This window comes from Vibrio sp. GLN_1, from assembly GCF_043106015.1.
GTDB lineage: Bacteria > Pseudomonadota > Gammaproteobacteria > Enterobacterales > Vibrionaceae > Vibrio > Vibrio parahaemolyticus.
In genome coordinates this window covers 358,806-376,739 of record NZ_JBICMD010000004.1, presented here as the reverse complement: position 1 = coordinate 376,739, position 17,934 = coordinate 358,806, and the positions used below count along the sequence as shown (strand labels likewise).

The 17,934-nt window shown below is 46.5% G+C and carries 11 protein-coding genes; 10 read left to right on the top strand and 1 reads right to left on the bottom strand.

Annotated features, from left to right (window positions below; genetic code table 11):
* Positions 1-63: 63 nt before the first annotated feature.
* From hrpB to ACF8OV_RS01985, 10 genes are all read left to right on the top strand, one after another.
* A complete protein-coding gene (gene hrpB / locus ACF8OV_RS02030) occupies positions 64-2,532 on the top strand; it encodes an ATP-dependent helicase HrpB (RefSeq protein WP_203503832.1) in 2,469 nt (822 codons plus the stop codon).
* Complete coding sequence (gene mrcB, locus ACF8OV_RS02025; protein ID WP_021450007.1) at positions 2,525-4,897, top strand: penicillin-binding protein 1B; 2,373 nt, start codon at positions 2,525-2,527, stop codon at positions 4,895-4,897. Before hrpB ends, mrcB begins: the two co-directional genes overlap by 8 nt.
* Before the next feature lie 87 nt (positions 4,898-4,984).
* A complete protein-coding gene (locus ACF8OV_RS02020; protein WP_021822120.1) occupies positions 4,985-7,300 on the top strand; it encodes a patatin-like phospholipase family protein in 2,316 nt (771 codons plus the stop codon).
* A gap of 268 nt (positions 7,301-7,568) precedes the next feature.
* On the top strand, positions 7,569-10,166 hold the full coding sequence (gene acnB / locus ACF8OV_RS02015) for a bifunctional aconitate hydratase 2/2-methylisocitrate dehydratase (RefSeq protein ID WP_005480203.1): 2,598 nt from the start codon (positions 7,569-7,571) through the stop codon (positions 10,164-10,166).
* A 98-nt stretch (positions 10,167-10,264) separates the two neighbouring features.
* On the top strand, positions 10,265-10,633 hold the full coding sequence (locus ACF8OV_RS02010) for a YacL family protein (protein WP_025535449.1): 369 nt from the start codon (positions 10,265-10,267) through the stop codon (positions 10,631-10,633).
* Positions 10,634-10,821: 188 nt separating this feature from the next.
* Positions 10,822-11,160 (top strand): P-II family nitrogen regulator, encoded by a 339-nt coding sequence (locus ACF8OV_RS02005; RefSeq protein WP_005386570.1) that lies wholly within the window; start codon positions 10,822-10,824, stop codon positions 11,158-11,160.
* Positions 11,161-11,186: 26 nt separating this feature from the next.
* Positions 11,187-12,416: an ammonium transporter gene (locus ACF8OV_RS02000; RefSeq protein ID WP_005490371.1), complete on the top strand. Its 1,230-nt coding sequence runs from the start codon at positions 11,187-11,189 to the stop codon at positions 12,414-12,416.
* Between the two features lie 151 nt (positions 12,417-12,567).
* Positions 12,568-13,581, top strand: coding sequence for a Fe(3+) ABC transporter substrate-binding protein (locus ACF8OV_RS01995; RefSeq protein ID WP_005479089.1), 1,014 nt, complete (start codon positions 12,568-12,570; stop codon positions 13,579-13,581).
* Between the two features lie 99 nt (positions 13,582-13,680).
* Entirely contained in the window at positions 13,681-15,306 is a 1,626-nt protein-coding gene (locus tag ACF8OV_RS01990) for an iron ABC transporter permease (RefSeq protein WP_005461269.1), read from the top strand.
* Positions 15,306-16,337: an ABC transporter ATP-binding protein gene (locus ACF8OV_RS01985; RefSeq protein WP_005461276.1), complete on the top strand. Its 1,032-nt coding sequence runs from the start codon at positions 15,306-15,308 to the stop codon at positions 16,335-16,337. Before ACF8OV_RS01990 ends, ACF8OV_RS01985 begins: the two co-directional genes overlap by 1 nt.
* Positions 16,338-16,491: 154 nt before the next feature.
* Here the strand turns inward: ACF8OV_RS01985 and ACF8OV_RS01980 are convergent, their stop codons facing one another.
* A complete protein-coding gene (locus ACF8OV_RS01980) occupies positions 16,492-17,904 on the bottom strand; it encodes a phosphoglucomutase/phosphomannomutase family protein (protein ID WP_005494030.1) in 1,413 nt (470 codons plus the stop codon).
* Positions 17,905-17,934: the final 30 nt, after the last annotated feature.

Here is a 17,934-nt window from a genome sequence, read left to right as displayed (position 1 = left end):
CTTATTTAGACGGGAATGTTTTTATGTACAATGTTGCCACCATTACACCACAAGGTATTTCCTTTGTCACAATTGCCGATTGAAGCCGTGATGCCCCAGCTACTTACGGCGGTCAAACATCAACATCAGGTTATTTTAAAAGCCGCGCCTGGTGCGGGTAAATCGACGTACTTCCCTTTACAACTTATCCAGAACCAAGTGGTGACTGGGAAAGTCATCATGCTTGAACCAAGACGATTAGCCGCGCGCAATATCGCGAGATATTTGGCCGAGCAACTGGGCGAGCAAGTTGGACAGCGAGTGGGGTATCGCGTTCGTGGCGAGACAAAGGTAAGTGCTTCTACTCAGTTAGAAATTGTGACTGAAGGGGTCATGACTCGCATGATCCAAAATGACCCTGAGCTAGATGGCGTCGATTTGCTGATTTTTGATGAGTTCCATGAGCGCAGTATTCATGCCGATACGGCTTTGGCGCTTAGCTTGGAAGTTCAAGAAGCATTGCGAGACGATCTTAAGCTGGTGGTGATGTCGGCAACGTTGGATCAAGAAGCGTTGCAATCCTTACTGCCGGAAGCTTGTTATATTGAATCTGAAGGGCGCAGCTTTGCCGTGGAAACTCGCTATGTTCCGCTTACTGCCAACGATCATCTTTCAACGGTAATGGCAAAAAATATAGAGAGTTTGATGAATAAAGAGTCAGGCTCTCTGCTTGCGTTTCTTCCCGGTGTGGCGGCCATTAAGCAAGTGCAAGAGCGTTTATCGCACTTACCGGACGATGTTGAAGTATGCCCGTTGTATGGTCAGTTGAGCTTTACTGAGCAACAGAAAGCCATCTCTCCTGCAGAAAAAGGTAAGCGCAAAGTCGTATTGGCAACCAACATTGCGGAAACCTCTCTGACAATTGAAGGCATTCGCCTTGTGGTGGATTCTGGTTTGGAGCGCGTTGCGCGTTTTGACTTGAAAAATGGCCTTACACGATTGGAGCAAACGCGTATTGCTCAATCGTCAGCCATCCAGCGAGCTGGTCGTGCTGGGCGAATTGAAGAGGGGATTTGCGTTCGCCTCTATTCAGAAAGCCAACTCAAGCAACAGCCACAAGTGCCACAACCTGAGATTTTGCATTCCGATCTTGCGAGCTTGGTAATGGAGCTGGCGTTTTGGGGGACGACCGATATTCATGAGCTAAAATGGCTCGATATTCCTTCTGCTGCCGCGCTGCAACAAGCTAAGCAGTTGTTGTTTTCATTAGGGCTTATTACCGAGCAAGGACAACTGACTGCGGAAGGAAAGCAGGCTCATGACTTGGGCGTAGAACCTCGCGCGGCAGCGATGTTAATTAAATCGCAATCCCACAGCGATAAGATGGTAAATGTCGCTTTGGCGGCGGTCGCCCTAATTGAAGAGCCAGAGCGTAATGTAACGAATATCGCACATAGCTTGCATCGTTGGTTGTCCGGTTCTCATCCGAAAAAATCGTTGTTATTGAAGCGCGCACAATCTCTTGCGCATAAACTCGATACCATGTTTAGCCTTCGAGAAGTGGATGAAGATGTATTGCCGTTGGTGTTGAGCTTGGCGTTTCCCGATAGGATCGCTCAGCAACGCACCAATCAATTTGGTCGCTTTGCACTAGCGAATGGTCATGGTGCAGAATGTCGTCCTGACGATATGTTAGGCGGCTGTGAGTACTTGGTCGCGATTGATCTGATGCGGTCTCATTCCAATTCGAGCCAAATACATTTAGCGTGTGAATTGGACGTCAATATATTGCAAACGACTTTTGATTCGCTATTTTCTACTGAAGAAGTAGTGGATTGGGATGAAAAGAAAGGGCGTTTAGTGGCCGAGAAACAACGAAAACTCGGTCAATTGGTGATTGAAAGGGTGTCATTACCTAATCCGGGTAAAGAAAAAATGACACAAGCTTTACTCACTTATGTCCGCCGTCAGGGCTTAAGCAATCTAAACTGGACGCCGGCAGCGGAAAGCCTGCTTGAACGTATTCGCTGTGCGGTGGATTGGTTACCTGAGCAAGCATGGCCAATGTTTGATGAAGCCAGTTTGTTGGATTCATTAGACGAATGGTTAGAACCGTACATGACGTCGGTCGCTTCGGTGAAAGATCTGAGCAAGATAAACTTGGTCGAAGCGCTTAATGCTCGATTAGGCTGGCCACTCAATCAACACTTGGATGAATGGTTGCCAGAACATTATCAGTTACCGACTGGGACTAAAAAGCGCATTCGCTATCAACATGGGCATGAGCCCGTATTGTCAGTGCGAATGCAAGAAGTGTTTGGGGAAAGTACGTCGCCAACGGTGGCCCTTGGCCGCAAGCGTTTGGTGCTTGAACTACTTTCTCCCGCACAACGTCCACTGCAAGTGACGTCAGACTTGGCGGCTTTCTGGAATGGAAGCTACAAAGACGTTCAAAAAGAGATGAAAGGGCGCTACCCAAAACACGTTTGGCCAGATGACCCGGCAAACCACGTAGCGACAACGAAAACGAAAAGACAATTGAATAATGACTGACAGTAAGAAGCCAAGCGCTAAGAAAGCGCCTGCGAAGAAAAGTACAGCCAGCAAAGGCACCACAAAACGCCCTCGTCGCACGCCGAGTAAAAAGCCAACCAACGAGAAACGTTCTTGGCTCAAAGTGTTGTGGTCTTTCAGCTGGAAAGCCGGCGTTGCTCTTGCCGCGGTGTTGCTGTTTGTTGGTATTTACCTAGATAGTGTGGTTAAAGAACGCTTTGATGGGCAGCTATTCGAATTGCCTACCGTTGTGTACGCGCGCATTTTGAACCTCAATCCAGGTGAAAATATTACCATTCAAGAGCTTCGCAACGAATTAGATGTACTGAACTACCGCAAGGTAAGTCAGCCTCGTTACCCTGGTGAGTATTCTTCTTCTTCGACTCGTGTTGAACTGATCCGCCGTCCTTTTGAATTTGCTGATGGCCCAGAACCGGATCGCCACGTCATGCTGCATTTCTCAGACAGCGGTTTGCAGCGTATTCAATCTTTAGAATCAAAAGGCGATCTAGGCTACTTGCGCCTTGAGCCAAAGATGCTGGGGATGCTTGAAAAAGATCGTGATGAGCAACGTCTGTTCTTACGTCGTGACCAGTTCCCTGAAATTTTAGTTGATGCCTTGTTGGCGACAGAAGACAGAGACTTCTATCAGCATGATGGTGTTTCACCATTGGCTATTGCCCGTGCTTTAGTGGCGAACATTAAAGCGGGTCGCACCGTTCAAGGTGGCAGTACCTTAACGCAGCAGCTAGCGAAAAACTTATTTCTAACCCGTGATAAAACGCTGTGGCGTAAGGTGCGCGAAGCTTATATTGCGCTTATTCTTGACTACCGTTACAGCAAAGACCGCATTTTAGAAGCCTACCTCAATGAAGTGTATTTGGGCCAAAGCGGCGGCGAAGCGATCCACGGTTTTGGCTTAGCATCACGCTACTACTTTGGGCAGCCAATCCAAGAGTTGCGAATTGATCAACTTGCGATGCTGGTGGGCATGGTGAAAGGACCGTCGTATTACAATCCTGTTCGCTATCCTGAGCGCACTAAAGAGCGTCGAGACTTGGTGCTTCGATTGCTGATGCAACAAAACATGCTCACATCGCAGCAATATGAACAAGCTGTGAGTCGACCTCTTGATACACAAAGCAAACCACGTATTGCGAGCCGTCAGCCTGCATACTTCCAGCAATTGAATATCGAGCTGAAAGAGAAGGTCGGTGATCGCTTCAAGGCTGAAACTGGTCTGCGCGTGTTTACGTCTCTTGATCCTGTCTCTCAAAGTAAAATGGAGCAGGCGATCGCGAAGAAAATACCGGATTTAGCGAAGCGAGGCGGTAAAGAACTCGAAGCTGCTGCCGTGGCTGTTGATCGCCACAGTGGTGAAATTCGTGCCATGGTTGGTGGTAAACGCGTGGGTTATGAAGGCTTTAACCGTGCGCTTAATGCTAGTCGTCCAATTGGTTCGTTGGTCAAGCCGGCAATTTACCTGACCGCGCTTGAACAGCCAGACAAATACAATTTGGGGACGACGCTGCACGACACCCCTCTAAGTTTGAAAGGTAGCAAAGGCTCGGTATGGACTCCGCGTAACTACGACCGTAAATATCGTGGTGATGTGCCACTTTACCTTGCGCTTGCGAAGTCATTGAATGTACCAACGGTAAGGTTGGGGATGGAGCTTGGTATTCCTGAAGTATCTGGCACACTTGAGCGCTTAGGCGTCAACAAAGATGAGATTCGTCCTGTGCCTTCTATGTTCTTGGGCTCGTTTTCATTGACGCCATTTGAAGTGGCGCAAATGTACCAAACACTGACTAACTCGGGTAAACGCGCTAAGCTGACCGCGCTCCGTTCTGTCATCGATATGGACGGTAACGTGCTTTATCAATCGTTGCCTCGTTCCTCTCGCGCGGTTGATGAGCAAGCGGCTTGGCTAACGACTTACGCGATGAAACAAGGTGTCGCACAAGGTACGGGCCGCTACCTTCAAAGCCAATTCGCTTGGGCTGCGTTGGCGGGTAAAACGGGCACCAGTAACGATACTCGTGATAGCTGGTTTGTCGGGATTGATGGTCGTGAAGTGACGACCATTTGGCTAGGCCGTGATGATAACAAGCCAATCAACCTTACGGGCTCAAGCGGTGCATTGCGTGTTTACGCGGAATACTTGGCGCAGCGAATTCCTGAGCGTTTGGATCTGCCTTGGCCTAAAGAAGTGACGACGCTTGGCTTTAAACCGACCTCCAACGGTGGTTTAGAGATGAATTGCCGCAGCGATTACAAACTTCCAGTATGGGATAAAACGGGTCAAATCAAACAACAGTGTGAGAAAAAATCTAACTGGTTGAATAGTTTGTTTGATTGGTAGGATCTCCAAATCAACAACATGGACTTGTTTCACTGGTCAATTCTTAGTACATATTAGTGATCAAGTATTCAGTAAAGGAAGAAGTGGATGTTCAAAACGCTGTCATCAAGCCCGATGTCGCGCTATTTCGCGTTGTGGGTAAGTTTGTTTTTGATAGCCACTCCTTCTGTTGCTCAAGTCAAAAATGAGGATACTCCGACTCGTCCTAAAGTCGCGGTTGTTCTCGCTGGTGGCGGCGCAAAAGGTGCTGCCCACATTGGTGTCCTCAAGGCTCTAGAAGAAATGCACATTCCTGTCGATATCATCACAGGGACAAGCATGGGAGCTTATGTTGGCGGCTTGTACGCGACAGGCATGAGCGCCGATGAAATCGAAAGTTTTATCTATTCTGTTGATTGGAACAGTGGTTATCGTGATCGCGTCGATCGCAGTCAGCGTCGCGTTCGTGACAAAGAATATGAAGACCGCTATCAAATCACGACCGATCTTGGTTTGCGGTTCGGCGAGGTTCGTGCTCCAACTGGTGTGGTTCAAGGGCAAAACATGTTGCGTGTCTTGCGCGAGACTACAGGCAACCTCGGACGTTTTGACTCCTTTGATGAGCTTGCCATTCCTTACCGTTCCGTTGCGACAGATATTTTAGAACTGGACGAAGTGGTGATCGGCAACGGTTATTTAGTTGATGCCATGATGGCCAGTATGTCTGTACCCGGCGCACTCCCTCCGTATAAGTTAAATGGCCACATGCTTGTTGACGGTGGCGTGGTCAACAACATGCCAGTGGATGTTGCGCGTGCGATGGGCGCGGATGTGGTTATCGCGGTAGACATCAGTACCGACTACAAAACCGAAGATGATTTTACTGGGCTGTTTACCGTTGCAGACCAACTCTCCAACTATCTGGTGCGTCGCAGTACCCAGCAGCAAGTCGAAACCCTGCAAGAACACGATGTTTACATTCGTCCCAATGTCGGCCAAATGGAAACCGTCGAGTTCGACAAAATGCCTTGGGCTTTTCAATCTGGTTATGACATCACCAAAGAAATGGAGTCGAAGCTAGCGGGACTGCGTTTATCAAACGCGGAGTATCAAAAGTACATCGACCATAAGCAGGAAGTTCGCAAAAAGCTTGTTTATGGTGACGATCGCGTAGTGGATGAGATTGTGATTGTAAACAATACCCACTATAGCGATGTTTTGTTGACCAACCGTTTGGAACTGGAAACTGGCCGTAAAATCGAAACGGCTGAAATCGAAAAAGCGGTAGAAAACCTCTATGCATTGGACCGATTTGAGTTAATTACTTATCACTTTGAAGAAGTCGATGGTTCGAATTTATTGGTGTTTGACGTTAACGAAAAATCTTGGGGCCCAAACTACCTCAACTTCCGTTTCTTCCTTGAAGATGACTTTGATACCGACAGCCAATACGGCATAGGGATGTCGACTAACTTTACCAACTTAAACTCGCACGGTGCTGAAATGGCACTCAACGTTGAGATGGGCACAGATAAGCTCATTGAGGCGGAGCTGTATTCTCCGGTTCTGTCTAGCCAAGAGTTTTTTGTTGCTGGTAAGTTGGCGTACAGCAGTGAAGGGCGAAACTTGCCGGTCAGTGATGATGACTCGAGTTTAAGTTCGGTGAACGATTTTTTGCCAGTGTCTTATACCGAGTTTGTTTCCGAGATAGCGATTGGCATTCAGCCTACGTTGTGGCAAGAGTTGAGATTGGGCGGTCGATACTCTTCGGGTAGCATTGAGTTATCGACATTGGCGTCTGTAGGCAATTTAGATTTTGAGCGAAGAGGCTTGTTTGCCAATTACCGCTTAGACACCCTCGATGATTTTGCTTTTCCTACGCGAGGTTTGTTGGTCGACCTAGAATATTTGGTTTCTCACGATACCAGCCCTGAAGAGATAGGTCAGTCCAAGCCTAAAGATATTGTGGAAGATACAGTGTATGAAATTGACGCTCGATTTAAGGGGGCAATGAGCTATCAGCGTCATACTTTAGTCGGACAAGCAGAATATAGCTTTGTGCAAAGTAAAAACTCGTCGATAACGCTGGACCCTCGTGAGTTAGGGGGCTTTTTGCATTTGTCAGGCATACCGAGAAACAGCTTGATTGGGCAAAACTTATTCTTCAGCAGTTTGGTATATCGCTACAAATGGTTCGACAATGATTTTGGATTGTTTGAAGCGCCAGTTTATGTAGGCGCGTCGCTAGAACATGGCGGTACATGGTCAGACAACGATCTGAAATTGAATGAAGCACCATTGTATAACGCCGCATCAATTTTCTTTGGTGTGGACTCGCCAATTGGACCTATTATGTTGGCATACGGTCGTACGGAACAGGATATGGAAGCTGTGTATTTGATCGTAGGAACGTCGTTTAAATAATCGGGTTGTAGAAAGCAAAACCTTGGCATATTTGGTCAAAATTAGCAGGACTTTAGTCGTAAGTTGCTATGTTGGTCAAAATGATAAGATTTTAATTTAAGGTTAAATTTGCTATTCTTTTGCCCACAGTTTGGCCTCTACGGCGCTGTTTCTCAATCAGAATTGAATGAAAACAAGGGCAATGGAGAGCCAAGTTTCCAAGGATGTTCACTCCTTTACTTTAACAATAGTAATAATAGAGGAGGAACCGCAATGAGAGGAAAAAGTCGTGCTTGAAGCCTACCGTAAACACGTCGAAGAGCGTGCTGCCGAAGGAGTTGTTCCTAAACCGCTAGACGCAGAGCAAGTTGCTGGACTTGTAGAACTTCTGAAAAATCCCCCGCAAGGTGAAGAAGAGTTCATTCTTGACCTACTAGAAAACCGTATTCCACCAGGTGTAGATGAAGCTGCTTATGTTAAAGCTGGTTTCCTGACTGCAGTAGCAAAAGGTGAAGTGTCTTCACCGCTTGTAAGCCGAGAAAAAGCGGCTGAGCTACTGGGTACAATGCAAGGCGGTTACAACATTGCACCGTTAGTTGAGCTACTAGACGATGAAGCTTTGGCTGAAATCGCTGTGAAAGCTCTGTCTCATACGCTACTGATGTTTGATGCTTTCTATGATGTAGAAGAGAAAGCGAAAGCAGGCAATGCTCATGCACAAAAAGTGCTTCAATCTTGGGCGGATGCTGAATGGTTCCTATCTAAGCCTAAGCTTGAAGAAAAAATCACGCTGACTGTCTTTAAAGTGACAGGTGAAACGAACACGGACGATCTTTCTCCAGCTCCTGATGCATGGTCTCGCCCTGATATTCCAGTACACGCACTTGCGATGCTGAAAAACGAACGTGAGGGTATTAACCCTGACCAGCCAGGCACCATCGGTCCAATCAAACAAATCGAAGAGCTAAAATCAAAAGGTCACCAGCTAGTGTACGTTGGTGATGTTGTTGGTACTGGTTCTTCTCGTAAATCTGCAACTAACTCAGTGCTATGGTTCATGGGCGATGATATCCCTTACGTACCTAACAAACGCGCTGGTGGTTACGTGCTTGGCGGTAAAATTGCACCTATCTTCTTCAACACAATGGAAGATGCGGGCGCGCTGCCTATCGAAGTTGATGTAACGAAGTTGAATATGGGCGACGTTATCGACGTTTACCCATACGAAGGCAAAGTATGTAACCACGAAACAGGTGAAGTACTTGCTGAGTTTTCTCTAAAAACAGACGTGCTGATTGATGAAGTACGTGCTGGCGGTCGTATCCCATTGATCATCGGTCGTGGTTTAACAGATAAAGCGCGCCAAGCTCTAGGTCTTGAGTCTTCTGATGTATTCCGTAAACCTGGTGAAGTCGCTGATTCTGGCAAGGGTTACACGCTTGCACAGAAAATGGTTGGTAAAGCATGTGGTGTAGCAGGTGTTCGTCCGGGCACTTACTGTGAGCCTAAGATGACAACCGTAGGTTCTCAAGATACAACGGGTCCTATGACGCGTGATGAGCTTAAAGACCTTGCGTGTCTTGGCTTCTCAGCAGACCTAGTTATGCAGTCGTTCTGTCACACATCTGCGTACCCTAAACCAGTTGACGTGAATACTCACCATACACTTCCTGATTTCATCATGAACCGTGGCGGTGTTTCTCTACGTCCAGGCGATGGCATTATCCACTCGTGGCTAAACCGTATGCTACTGCCAGATACTGTCGGTACTGGTGGCGACTCGCATACTCGTTTCCCGCTAGGTATTTCATTCCCAGCTGGTTCTGGTCTGGTTGCATTCGCAGCGGCAACAGGCGTTATGCCATTGGATATGCCTGAATCAATTTTGGTTCGCTTTAAAGGCAAGATGCAACCGGGTATCACACTTCGTGACCTAGTTCATGCCATCCCTTACTACGCGATTCAACAAGGTCTACTGACTGTTGAAAAAGCCGGTAAAGTGAATGAATTCTCTGGCCGTATCCTTGAGATTGAAGGTCTAGAAACACTAACGGTTGAGCAAGCATTCGAACTGTCTGATGCGTCAGCTGAGCGTTCTGCTGCGGGTTGTACCGTTAAGCTATCTCAAGAATCAATCGAAGAGTACCTAAACTCGAACATCGTGATGCTTAAGTGGATGATCTCGGAAGGCTACGGTGACCGCCGTACAATCGAGCGTCGTATCACTGCGATGGAAGAGTGGTTGGCGAAACCTGAATTGATGTCAGCGGATTCAGATGCGGAATACGCGCATGTGATTGAAATCGACATGGCCGAAATCCATGAGCCAGTACTGTGTGCACCAAACGATCCAGATGATGCTCGTTTGCTATCTGAAGTACAAGGCACTGCGATTGATGAAGTGTTCATCGGTTCTTGTATGACGAACATTGGTCACTTCCGTGCTGCAGGTAAATTGCTTGATAAGTTCAATGGTCAGTTAGCGACGCGCCTTTGGGTAGCGCCACCAACGAAGATGGATAAAGACCAACTGACAGAAGAAGGCTACTACGGCATCTTCGGACGTGCAGGGGTTCGTATTGAAACTCCAGGATGTTCACTATGTATGGGCAACCAAGCACGCGTTGCTGACAAATCGACAGTCATGTCTACGTCTACGCGTAACTTCCCGAACCGTCTAGGTACTGGCGCGAATGTCTACCTATCTTCTGCGGAGTTAGCAGCAGTAGGTGCAATCCTAGGTAAGATTCCAACCAAAGAAGAATACCTAGAATACGCGAAGCAAATCGACGCAACGGCAACAGATACTTACCGCTACTTGAACTTCCATAAAATGGAACAGTACACCAAGAAAGCTGATGAAGTTATCTTCCAAGAGCCAGCATAAGTAAAGCTAAACGACGAAAAGCACCTCACTTGAGGTGCTTTTTTTATGGACGTAATTCGTTATACTCCGCACCAAATTGATACGAAAAGGCAACCTCGATGGAATTTGAATTCATCCGTAATACGTTGATGGGCGAGTACTACGTAAAATGCAGCATGGGGCATGAGATCGTAGGGCGCTGGTTACAAGAAGAAATCGGGAAAGATCCAACGAAGATTGCTCAAGTAGAAGCCTTAATTGATAAGGCGTTTTCTCTTCCTTCTCAAGAGCATACTTTAACAGGCACTGAGATCAGCTTGATGATTCAAGGGGATGAAGTTCTGGTGCAGGAGAACGCTCTATCGCACGATTACGATGTAGAGATGGAAAGTGAGTTCGATTTCTATGATGCAGAGAGTACAGCAAGCTGCGGCATTGAAGACTTTGTTGCACTGATTGAGCAATGGAAAGACTTTTTGAACATTTAATGCACAGTTTTGGGTAATCCCATCGGGATTGCTTTATATTTGTGAAAAAGGCGCACCATATCGGTGCGCCTTTTTTGTTTATAAACCTGTAAGTTACTATAAATACACTTAATTCAATAACTTAAAAACTTGGCACGCAGATTGGATTATTAGAAGTGTTTCAGGATGAAAGCTTCGGAGAGAATTGCATGAAAATAATCAACGCCATTATTAAACCGTTTAAGTTAGACGATGTTCGCGAAGCATTGGCTGATGTCGGTATCGAAGGGATGACAGTATCAGAGGTGAAAGGCTTTGGTCGCCAGAAGGGTCACACTGAGTTGTACCGCGGTGCGGAATACCAAGTGGACTTTCTACCGAAGGTTAAAATAGAAATTGCGACACATGCAGACAATGTTGATCGCGTCGTAGAGGCGATCACAAAAGCGGCGCAGACCGGAAAAATTGGCGACGGTAAGATTTTTGTGTACGACCTGAACCAAGCGGTGCGCATCCGTACGGGTGAAATGGACGCAGAAGCACTTTAAGTATTCAAGGGATTGGAGACACTATTATGGAATTAGCAACAACAGTAACCGAGTTACGTTACGCACTCGACACCTTTTTCTTCCTCATTTCCGGTGCGTTGGTAATGTGGATGGCAGCAGGTTTTGCCATGTTAGAAGCGGGTCTAGTGCGTTCTAAGAACACAACTGAGATTCTAACCAAAAACTTTTGTTTGTACGCGATAGCGTGTACCACTTACCTTGTTATTGGTTACAACATTATGTACGTCGATAACGGAGAAGGCGGTTGGTTACCATCGTTCGGTGGGTTGATTGGTACCCAGGGTGAAGGCGCAGACCATTCTCTTGAATCCGACTTTTTCTTCCAAGTGGTATTTGTTGCAACAGCGATGTCTGTTGTTTCGGGGGCCGTTGCAGAGCGCATGAAGCTTTGGTCATTCTTGCTGTTCTCAGCTGTTTTGACCGCGTTCATTTACCCAATGGAAGGGTACTGGACATGGGGCGGTGGCTTCTTATCTGAAGCTGGCTTTAGCGACTTCGCGGGTTCAGGTATTGTTCATATGGCAGGTGCATCTGCGGCGCTCGCTGGTGTGTTACTGCTTGGTGCTCGTAAAGGTAAATACGGTAAAAACGGTGAAATCTACCCAATTCCTGGCTCGAACATGCCATTAGCAACACTGGGTACGTTTATTCTTTGGTTCGGCTGGTTTGGCTTCAATGGCGGTTCTCAATTGATGGTTTCAGACTTTGAAAACGCAACGGCGGTTGGTCAAATCTTCCTTAACACGAACGCGGCTGCGGCTGCGGGATCGATTGCTGCATTGTTTGTGTGTAAAACCACTTGGGGTAAAGCAGATTTAACCATGATCCTTAACGGTGCGCTGGCTGGTTTGGTCGCTATCACGGCAGACCCACTGTCACCATCACCTTTGTATGCTGTAGCAATCGGTGCGGTATCGGGTGCGCTAGTGGTATTTAGCATCATCGGTCTCGATAAACTGAAGATTGACGATCCTGTAGGTGCAATTTCAGTTCATGGTGTTTGTGGTTTCTTCGGTCTAATGGTTGTTCCTCTAAGCAACGGTGAAGCAACGTTTGGTGCGCAGCTTCTTGGTGCCGCAGTGATCTTTGCTTGGGTATTTGGTGCAAGCCTAGTGGTTTGGGCGATTCTTAAAGCTACGGTTGGTATTCGAGTTACGGAAGAGGAAGAAATGGAAGGTATGGACATGCACGATTGTGGTGTTGGTGCTTACCCTGAATTCGTAACTGTGAAGTAAATATGCCTTGTAATAAATAGTTACATTCTCGGTATGTAAAAACCTGCTCCGATGAGCAGGTTTTTTTATTTTGGTCGTTGTTTTCTTATTGAACATACATATAATAACGCAACTGATAAACGTTATCATTAGCATGGTAAAGGATTAAACAATGAAAAAACTGCTAACTCTTTCAGCACTGACTTGCGCAACTCTAGCTCCAACAGCAATGGCAGCTGAAGAAGTGAACGTCTACTCTTACCGTCAACCTTTTCTAGTTGAACCAATGTTCAACGAGTTCACTAAAGAAACTGGCATCAAAGTAAACGTTAAATTTGCGAAGGAAGGTCTAGCAGAGAAACTAGCTCAGGAAGGCGAATACAGCCCAGCGGACGTTGTCCTGACTACTGATATCAGCCGTCTAGCAGAACTGACAAACAAAGGTCTAGTTCAGAAAGTTGATAGCAAGATCATTGAAGAAAATGTACCAGCTCAGTACCAAGACAAAGAGAATGAGTGGTTTGCACTTACGCTACGTACTCGCAGTGTTTACTCTTCTCGCGACCGTGTTGGCAAACTAGGTGCGGACTTTAACTATGCTGATCTAGCCAAACCAGAATACAAAGGTAAGATTTGTACTCGCAGCGGCAAGCACCCATACAACGTATCTCTTGTTTCTTCGATGATCGCTCACTACGGCGAAGCAGAAACGAAAGAATGGTTGGAAGGCGTAAAAGCGAACCTTGCTCGTAAACCTCAAGGTAACGACCGTGCACAAGTAAAAGCGATCAAAGAAGGTCTATGTGATGTTTCTTTGGGTAACAGCTACTACCTAGGCAAAATGGTTAACGACAAAGAGCAAAAAGCTTGGGCTGATGCGGTTTACATCAACTTCCCGAATCAAGAAACAACAGGCACGCACGTGAACATCTCTGGTATGGCGATGGCGAAATACGCTCCAAACCGAGATAACGCGCTTAAGCTAATGGAGTTCTTGACTGGCGAAACCGCTCAGAAGATGTACGCAGAAGTGAACTACGAGTACCCAGTAAAAGAAGGCGTTAAGCGTTCTGAACTTGTGGAATCTTGGGGCGACTTTAAAGCAGACACGCTTTCTCTAGATGATATCGCTTCTCACCATGAAGCAGCGATTAAGCTACTAGATGAAGTGAAATTTGACCTTTAATTCCTTGTGGGGGTATAACTATACCCCCATTTGATTAAAGGATATGAGATGTATTTGCACCAGCATTTGTATTTCATAAAGCCTTGCAGTAATTAGGCAATGAAAGATAGACATTCTCTATGGAAAACCAGTAGTGGAGCGATAACTCTGTTACTGGTTTTGCCGATCTTAGCGATCTTCTACACCGCAATTGGTGAAACGGATAACCTGTTTACACATTTGATGTCGACGGTGATGCCAACCTATATCTATAACACCGTCGTCTTAACGATTGGGGTTATGGGCCTGTCTCTTATTTTCGGTATTCCAAGTGCTTGGTTAATGGCAATGTGTAAGTTGCCAACGGAAAAGTGGTTACAGTGGGCGCTTGTATTGCCATTGGCAATGCCGGGTTACATTATTGGCTACATATTTACGGATTGGTTCGACTTTGCTGGCCCAATTCAAATATTCCTGCGTGATGTCACCGGGTGGGGACCTGGCGAGTATTGGTTCCCTGATATTCGAACCTTACCGGGGGCGACCTTTGTCCTGTCTCTGGTGTTATACCCATACGTGTATCTACTGTGTCGCGCGGCGTTTATGGAACAAAATGTTTCACTGCTGCAAAGTGCCCGTTTGCTGAAATGCTCACCTTGGGAGAGCTTTTGGCGTATTTCGATGCCTTTAGTGCGACCTTCTATTGCCGTGGGTTTGTCGCTGGTGGCAATGGAAACCATCGGGGACTTCGGCACCGTCAGCTATTTCGCCGTTAACACATTAACGACAGCGGTTTACGATACGTGGCTTGGTTATTCTAACCTTAACGCGGCCGCTAAAATTTCCGCAATTATGCTGTTGATTGTTGTGCTGCTACTCAGTACAGAACGCTATAGCCGCAGAAAGCAGAAATTATTCCAAAGCCAATTCAACAGCCATGAAGATTTTCGTTACGAGTTAAGCGGCTGGAAAAAATGGGCGGCACTGGTGTGGTGTTGGGGACTGGTTGCTGTGGCGTTCATTTTGCCATTACTTCAGTTGATCGATTACTCAATTACTTACTTTGAGCAAAGCTGGACACCAGAATTCCGTGAGTACGCGTGGAACAGTCTTGTTGTGTCTGTCATTGCTGCGATCATCGGCGTGGCTGTTGCTCTTATTGTTAACTTTACCCACCGAGTCAATGGCAAACGTGAAAGCCTTGCTTTTATGCGTCTTTCCTCAATGGGCTACGCAGTACCTGGAACGGTATTGGCGATTGGCGTGATGGTTGCCGTGCTGTTTATGGACTATCGCGTAAACGATATTGCGAAGGCGATGGAATGGGGTAGACCGGGGCTGATTTTCTCAGGCTCAATGTTTGCGTTGATCTTTGCGATGGTGGTGCGTTTCTCAGCTGTTGCGATTGGTAGTATCGAAAGTAATCTAAATAAAATTTCCCCATCGTTAGATATGGCGTCACGCACGATGGGATGTACGCCAAATACGATGCTGTGGCGAGTGCACTTTCCACTGGTAAAACGTGGTGCACTGATCGCGGCATTGTTGGTGTTTATTGAGTCGATGAAAGAGCTCAATGCCTCTCTGCTTCTGCGTCCATTCAATTTTGAAACACTGGCAACATACGTATATAACTTTGCCTCGGATGAGCATTTAGAATTGGCAGCTCTGCCTGCTGTATTGTTGGTTCTTGTTGGGTTGATCCCGCTTGTTGTTGTTAACCGTTCACTGGAGCAAAATCACTGATGAGCTGCGCACTATCAATTAAAAACCTAACTTGCCAATACGATGCTCAAACCGTTTTAGAGTCTTTGTCGCTAGAAGTGGAACAGGGGCAAATCGTTTGTCTTTTAGGGGCGAGTGGTTGTGGCAAAACGACATTGTTGAAAGCGATTGCTGGTTTGCTGCCTCTTACTTCTGGTCAAATGAGCTTAAATTGTCAGACGATTGATGATGGTGAAAATTGGTTGCCGCCAGAAGAGCGCAATATCGGAATGATCTTCCAAGATTATGCACTATTTCCTCATCTGACAGTTGCGCAAAATATAGCCTTTGGCTTGAAGCATCAATCTGCACAGGAAAAGCGCGCGAAAGTTGATGAAATGCTAGAACTCGTGCACCTTCAAGGTTACGCCGATCGTTATCCACATCAGCTTTCTGGTGGACAACAACAGCGCGTTGCGATTGCCCGTTCTCTGGCTTACAGCCCTGATTTACTGCTTTTGGATGAACCGTTTTCCAATATTGATACTCAGGTTCGTCACGAGTTAATCAGCGAGATCCGTAAGATTTTTAAGGCACAAGGCGTTACAGCGATTTTCGTGACTCACAGTCGTGAAGAAGCATTTGCGTTTGCCGACAAGATGGCGGTGATGAACCACGGTGTTATTGAGCAATACGGCACGGCTTCAGAACTCTACTACCAACCTTCGAGCAAGTTTGTTGCAGACTTCTTAGGTGGTGGTAGCTACCTAGCCGCAACGCGCATTTCAGATACGGAATACGAAACTCATATTGGTGTAGTTGAGGCGAGTGCGCAGCAAGAGATTCAAATGCAATCTGCTTGTTCATTACTACTGCGACCACAACATGTCCAAATTCAGTCGGATGAAGACAGTGCGGTCACTGTGCTTGAGCAGCACTTCATGGGTGATCATTGTCGTTATGTGATTGATGCTAATGGTGATCGTCTACTGGCTATCGCATCACAGCCGCTTCATATCGGTGAGCGTGTTGCTGTGAAGATCGAAACTCAAGGCGTGCTAGCGTTCGCTTAATGTCTCTGCATACGGGATTGCGAATCCATTCTCGATTTATAGATACAAAAAAGCCCGGCAGTGATGCCGGGCAAGTGCTCTTCTCCTGTTGATGATCGCCTTTTCCAGACAGCGTCGGCTCTCATCATTGTGCTCGAAGCGGGCACAAGGTCAGTTATAGAGACAAGAAGTCTTTAAACTGTTGAAGAACACGTTCCGCAGTGTCCTTATCTTGCATTTCTGCAAAAATACGTAGTAATGGCTCAGTACCAGAGAAGCGCGCGATGATCCAACCGCCGTTCTTGAAGTAGACTTTCGCGCCATCTTCGTAGCTGACTTTTTCAATATCGAACTCAAACTCAGGCAGTTGTTTTTCAACATATATCTTGTTGAATAGGACTTCTTTTTGCGCTGGTTTGAATTTGCAATCACCTTCTGCCATGTACGCGTAGCCGTACTTGCCATAGATTTCATCCAGTAGCTCAGACAGCTTTTTGCCCGTTACCGAGATCATTTCAACCAGTAAGCTTGATGCGAACACACCATCTTTACCTTTGATATGACCGCGAATAGTTAAACCACCAGAGCTTTCTCCACCAATCAGTGAGTCATCTGCTTCCATTTGCGAGCTGATGTGTTTGAAGCCCACTGGAACCTCAAAACATTTCTCACCGTGATCTTCGGCGATTTTGTCTAATAGGTGTGTTGTCGCGATGTTACGTACGACTGAGCCTTTCCAACCTTTGTATTTCAATAGGTAGTAATACAGAAGAATCAGCACTTCATTTGGATGAATGAAGTTGCCTTTCTCATCGATGATACCAAGACGGTCTGCATCGCCGTCAGTCCCAATACCGATGTCGTAGCCTTCTTGCTCGACAAGGTGCATCAAGCGGTACAGGGTCGCAGCACTTGGAGAAGGCATTAAACCGCCGAAGTCTGGGTTTTTTCCGTCGTTGATCACGTCTACTTCACAGCGGCCGTTGATTAGGACGGTTTGTAGTGCGTTTTTCGCGACACCAAACATCGGGTCAATCAGCACACGAAGGTTGGCTTTTTTGATTGCTTCAATGTCGATAAAGTCGATGATTGAATCAACAAACTCGTTCATCGGGTTGATGATTTCAATCAACTTGTCTTCAACCGCTTGATCAAAATCGACACTTTTCACATCTTGTGCGGTAAGTGTGGAAATTTGAGTTTCAATTTTCTCGGTAATGATTTCATCTGCATCACGACCACCTTCAATGAAGACTTTGATGCCATTGTAATCTGCAGGGTTATGCGATGCGGTGATGCACGCCGAGTAAGCACAGCCCATCTCTTTTGCTTTGAACATCACGATTGGTGTTGGAACAAACTTATCGATAAAGCTAACTACAATGCCATTTGCCGCTAAAACTTCGGCAAACCAACGGCCCGCTTTATCAGACAGAAAACGTCGGTCATAGCCAATGATAAAGCCACGATCTGCCACTGATTCTCTGTTAGTGATGTTTGCTACTGCCTGAGCAACCAAACGAACATTATCTTTAGTGAATTCTTCACCGATGAATGCGCGCCAACCGCCTGTACCAAATTTGATCATGATTCGAACCTCAATAAGGGCGGCAATACA

Excerpts from the sequence above, each read along its gene's own strand:
- mrcB (WP_021450007.1), top strand. The coding sequence starts at position 2,525 with ATGACTGACAGTAAGAAGCCAAGCGCTAAGAAAGCGCCTGCGAAGAAA.
- ACF8OV_RS01980 (WP_005494030.1), bottom strand. The coding sequence starts at position 17,904 with ATGATCAAATTTGGTACAGGCGGTTGGCGCGCATTCATCGGTGAAGAA.
- ACF8OV_RS01985 (WP_005461276.1), top strand. The coding sequence starts at position 15,306 with ATGAGCTGCGCACTATCAATTAAAAACCTAACTTGCCAATACGATGCT.
- ACF8OV_RS02020 (WP_021822120.1), top strand. The coding sequence starts at position 4,985 with ATGTTCAAAACGCTGTCATCAAGCCCGATGTCGCGCTATTTCGCGTTG.
- ACF8OV_RS02005 (WP_005386570.1), top strand. The coding sequence starts at position 10,822 with ATGAAAATAATCAACGCCATTATTAAACCGTTTAAGTTAGACGATGTT.
- ACF8OV_RS01990 (WP_005461269.1), top strand. The coding sequence starts at position 13,681 with ATGAAAGATAGACATTCTCTATGGAAAACCAGTAGTGGAGCGATAACT.
- ACF8OV_RS02010 (WP_025535449.1), top strand. The coding sequence starts at position 10,265 with ATGGAATTTGAATTCATCCGTAATACGTTGATGGGCGAGTACTACGTA.
- ACF8OV_RS01995 (WP_005479089.1), top strand. The coding sequence starts at position 12,568 with ATGAAAAAACTGCTAACTCTTTCAGCACTGACTTGCGCAACTCTAGCT.
- ACF8OV_RS02000 (WP_005490371.1), top strand. The coding sequence starts at position 11,187 with ATGGAATTAGCAACAACAGTAACCGAGTTACGTTACGCACTCGACACC.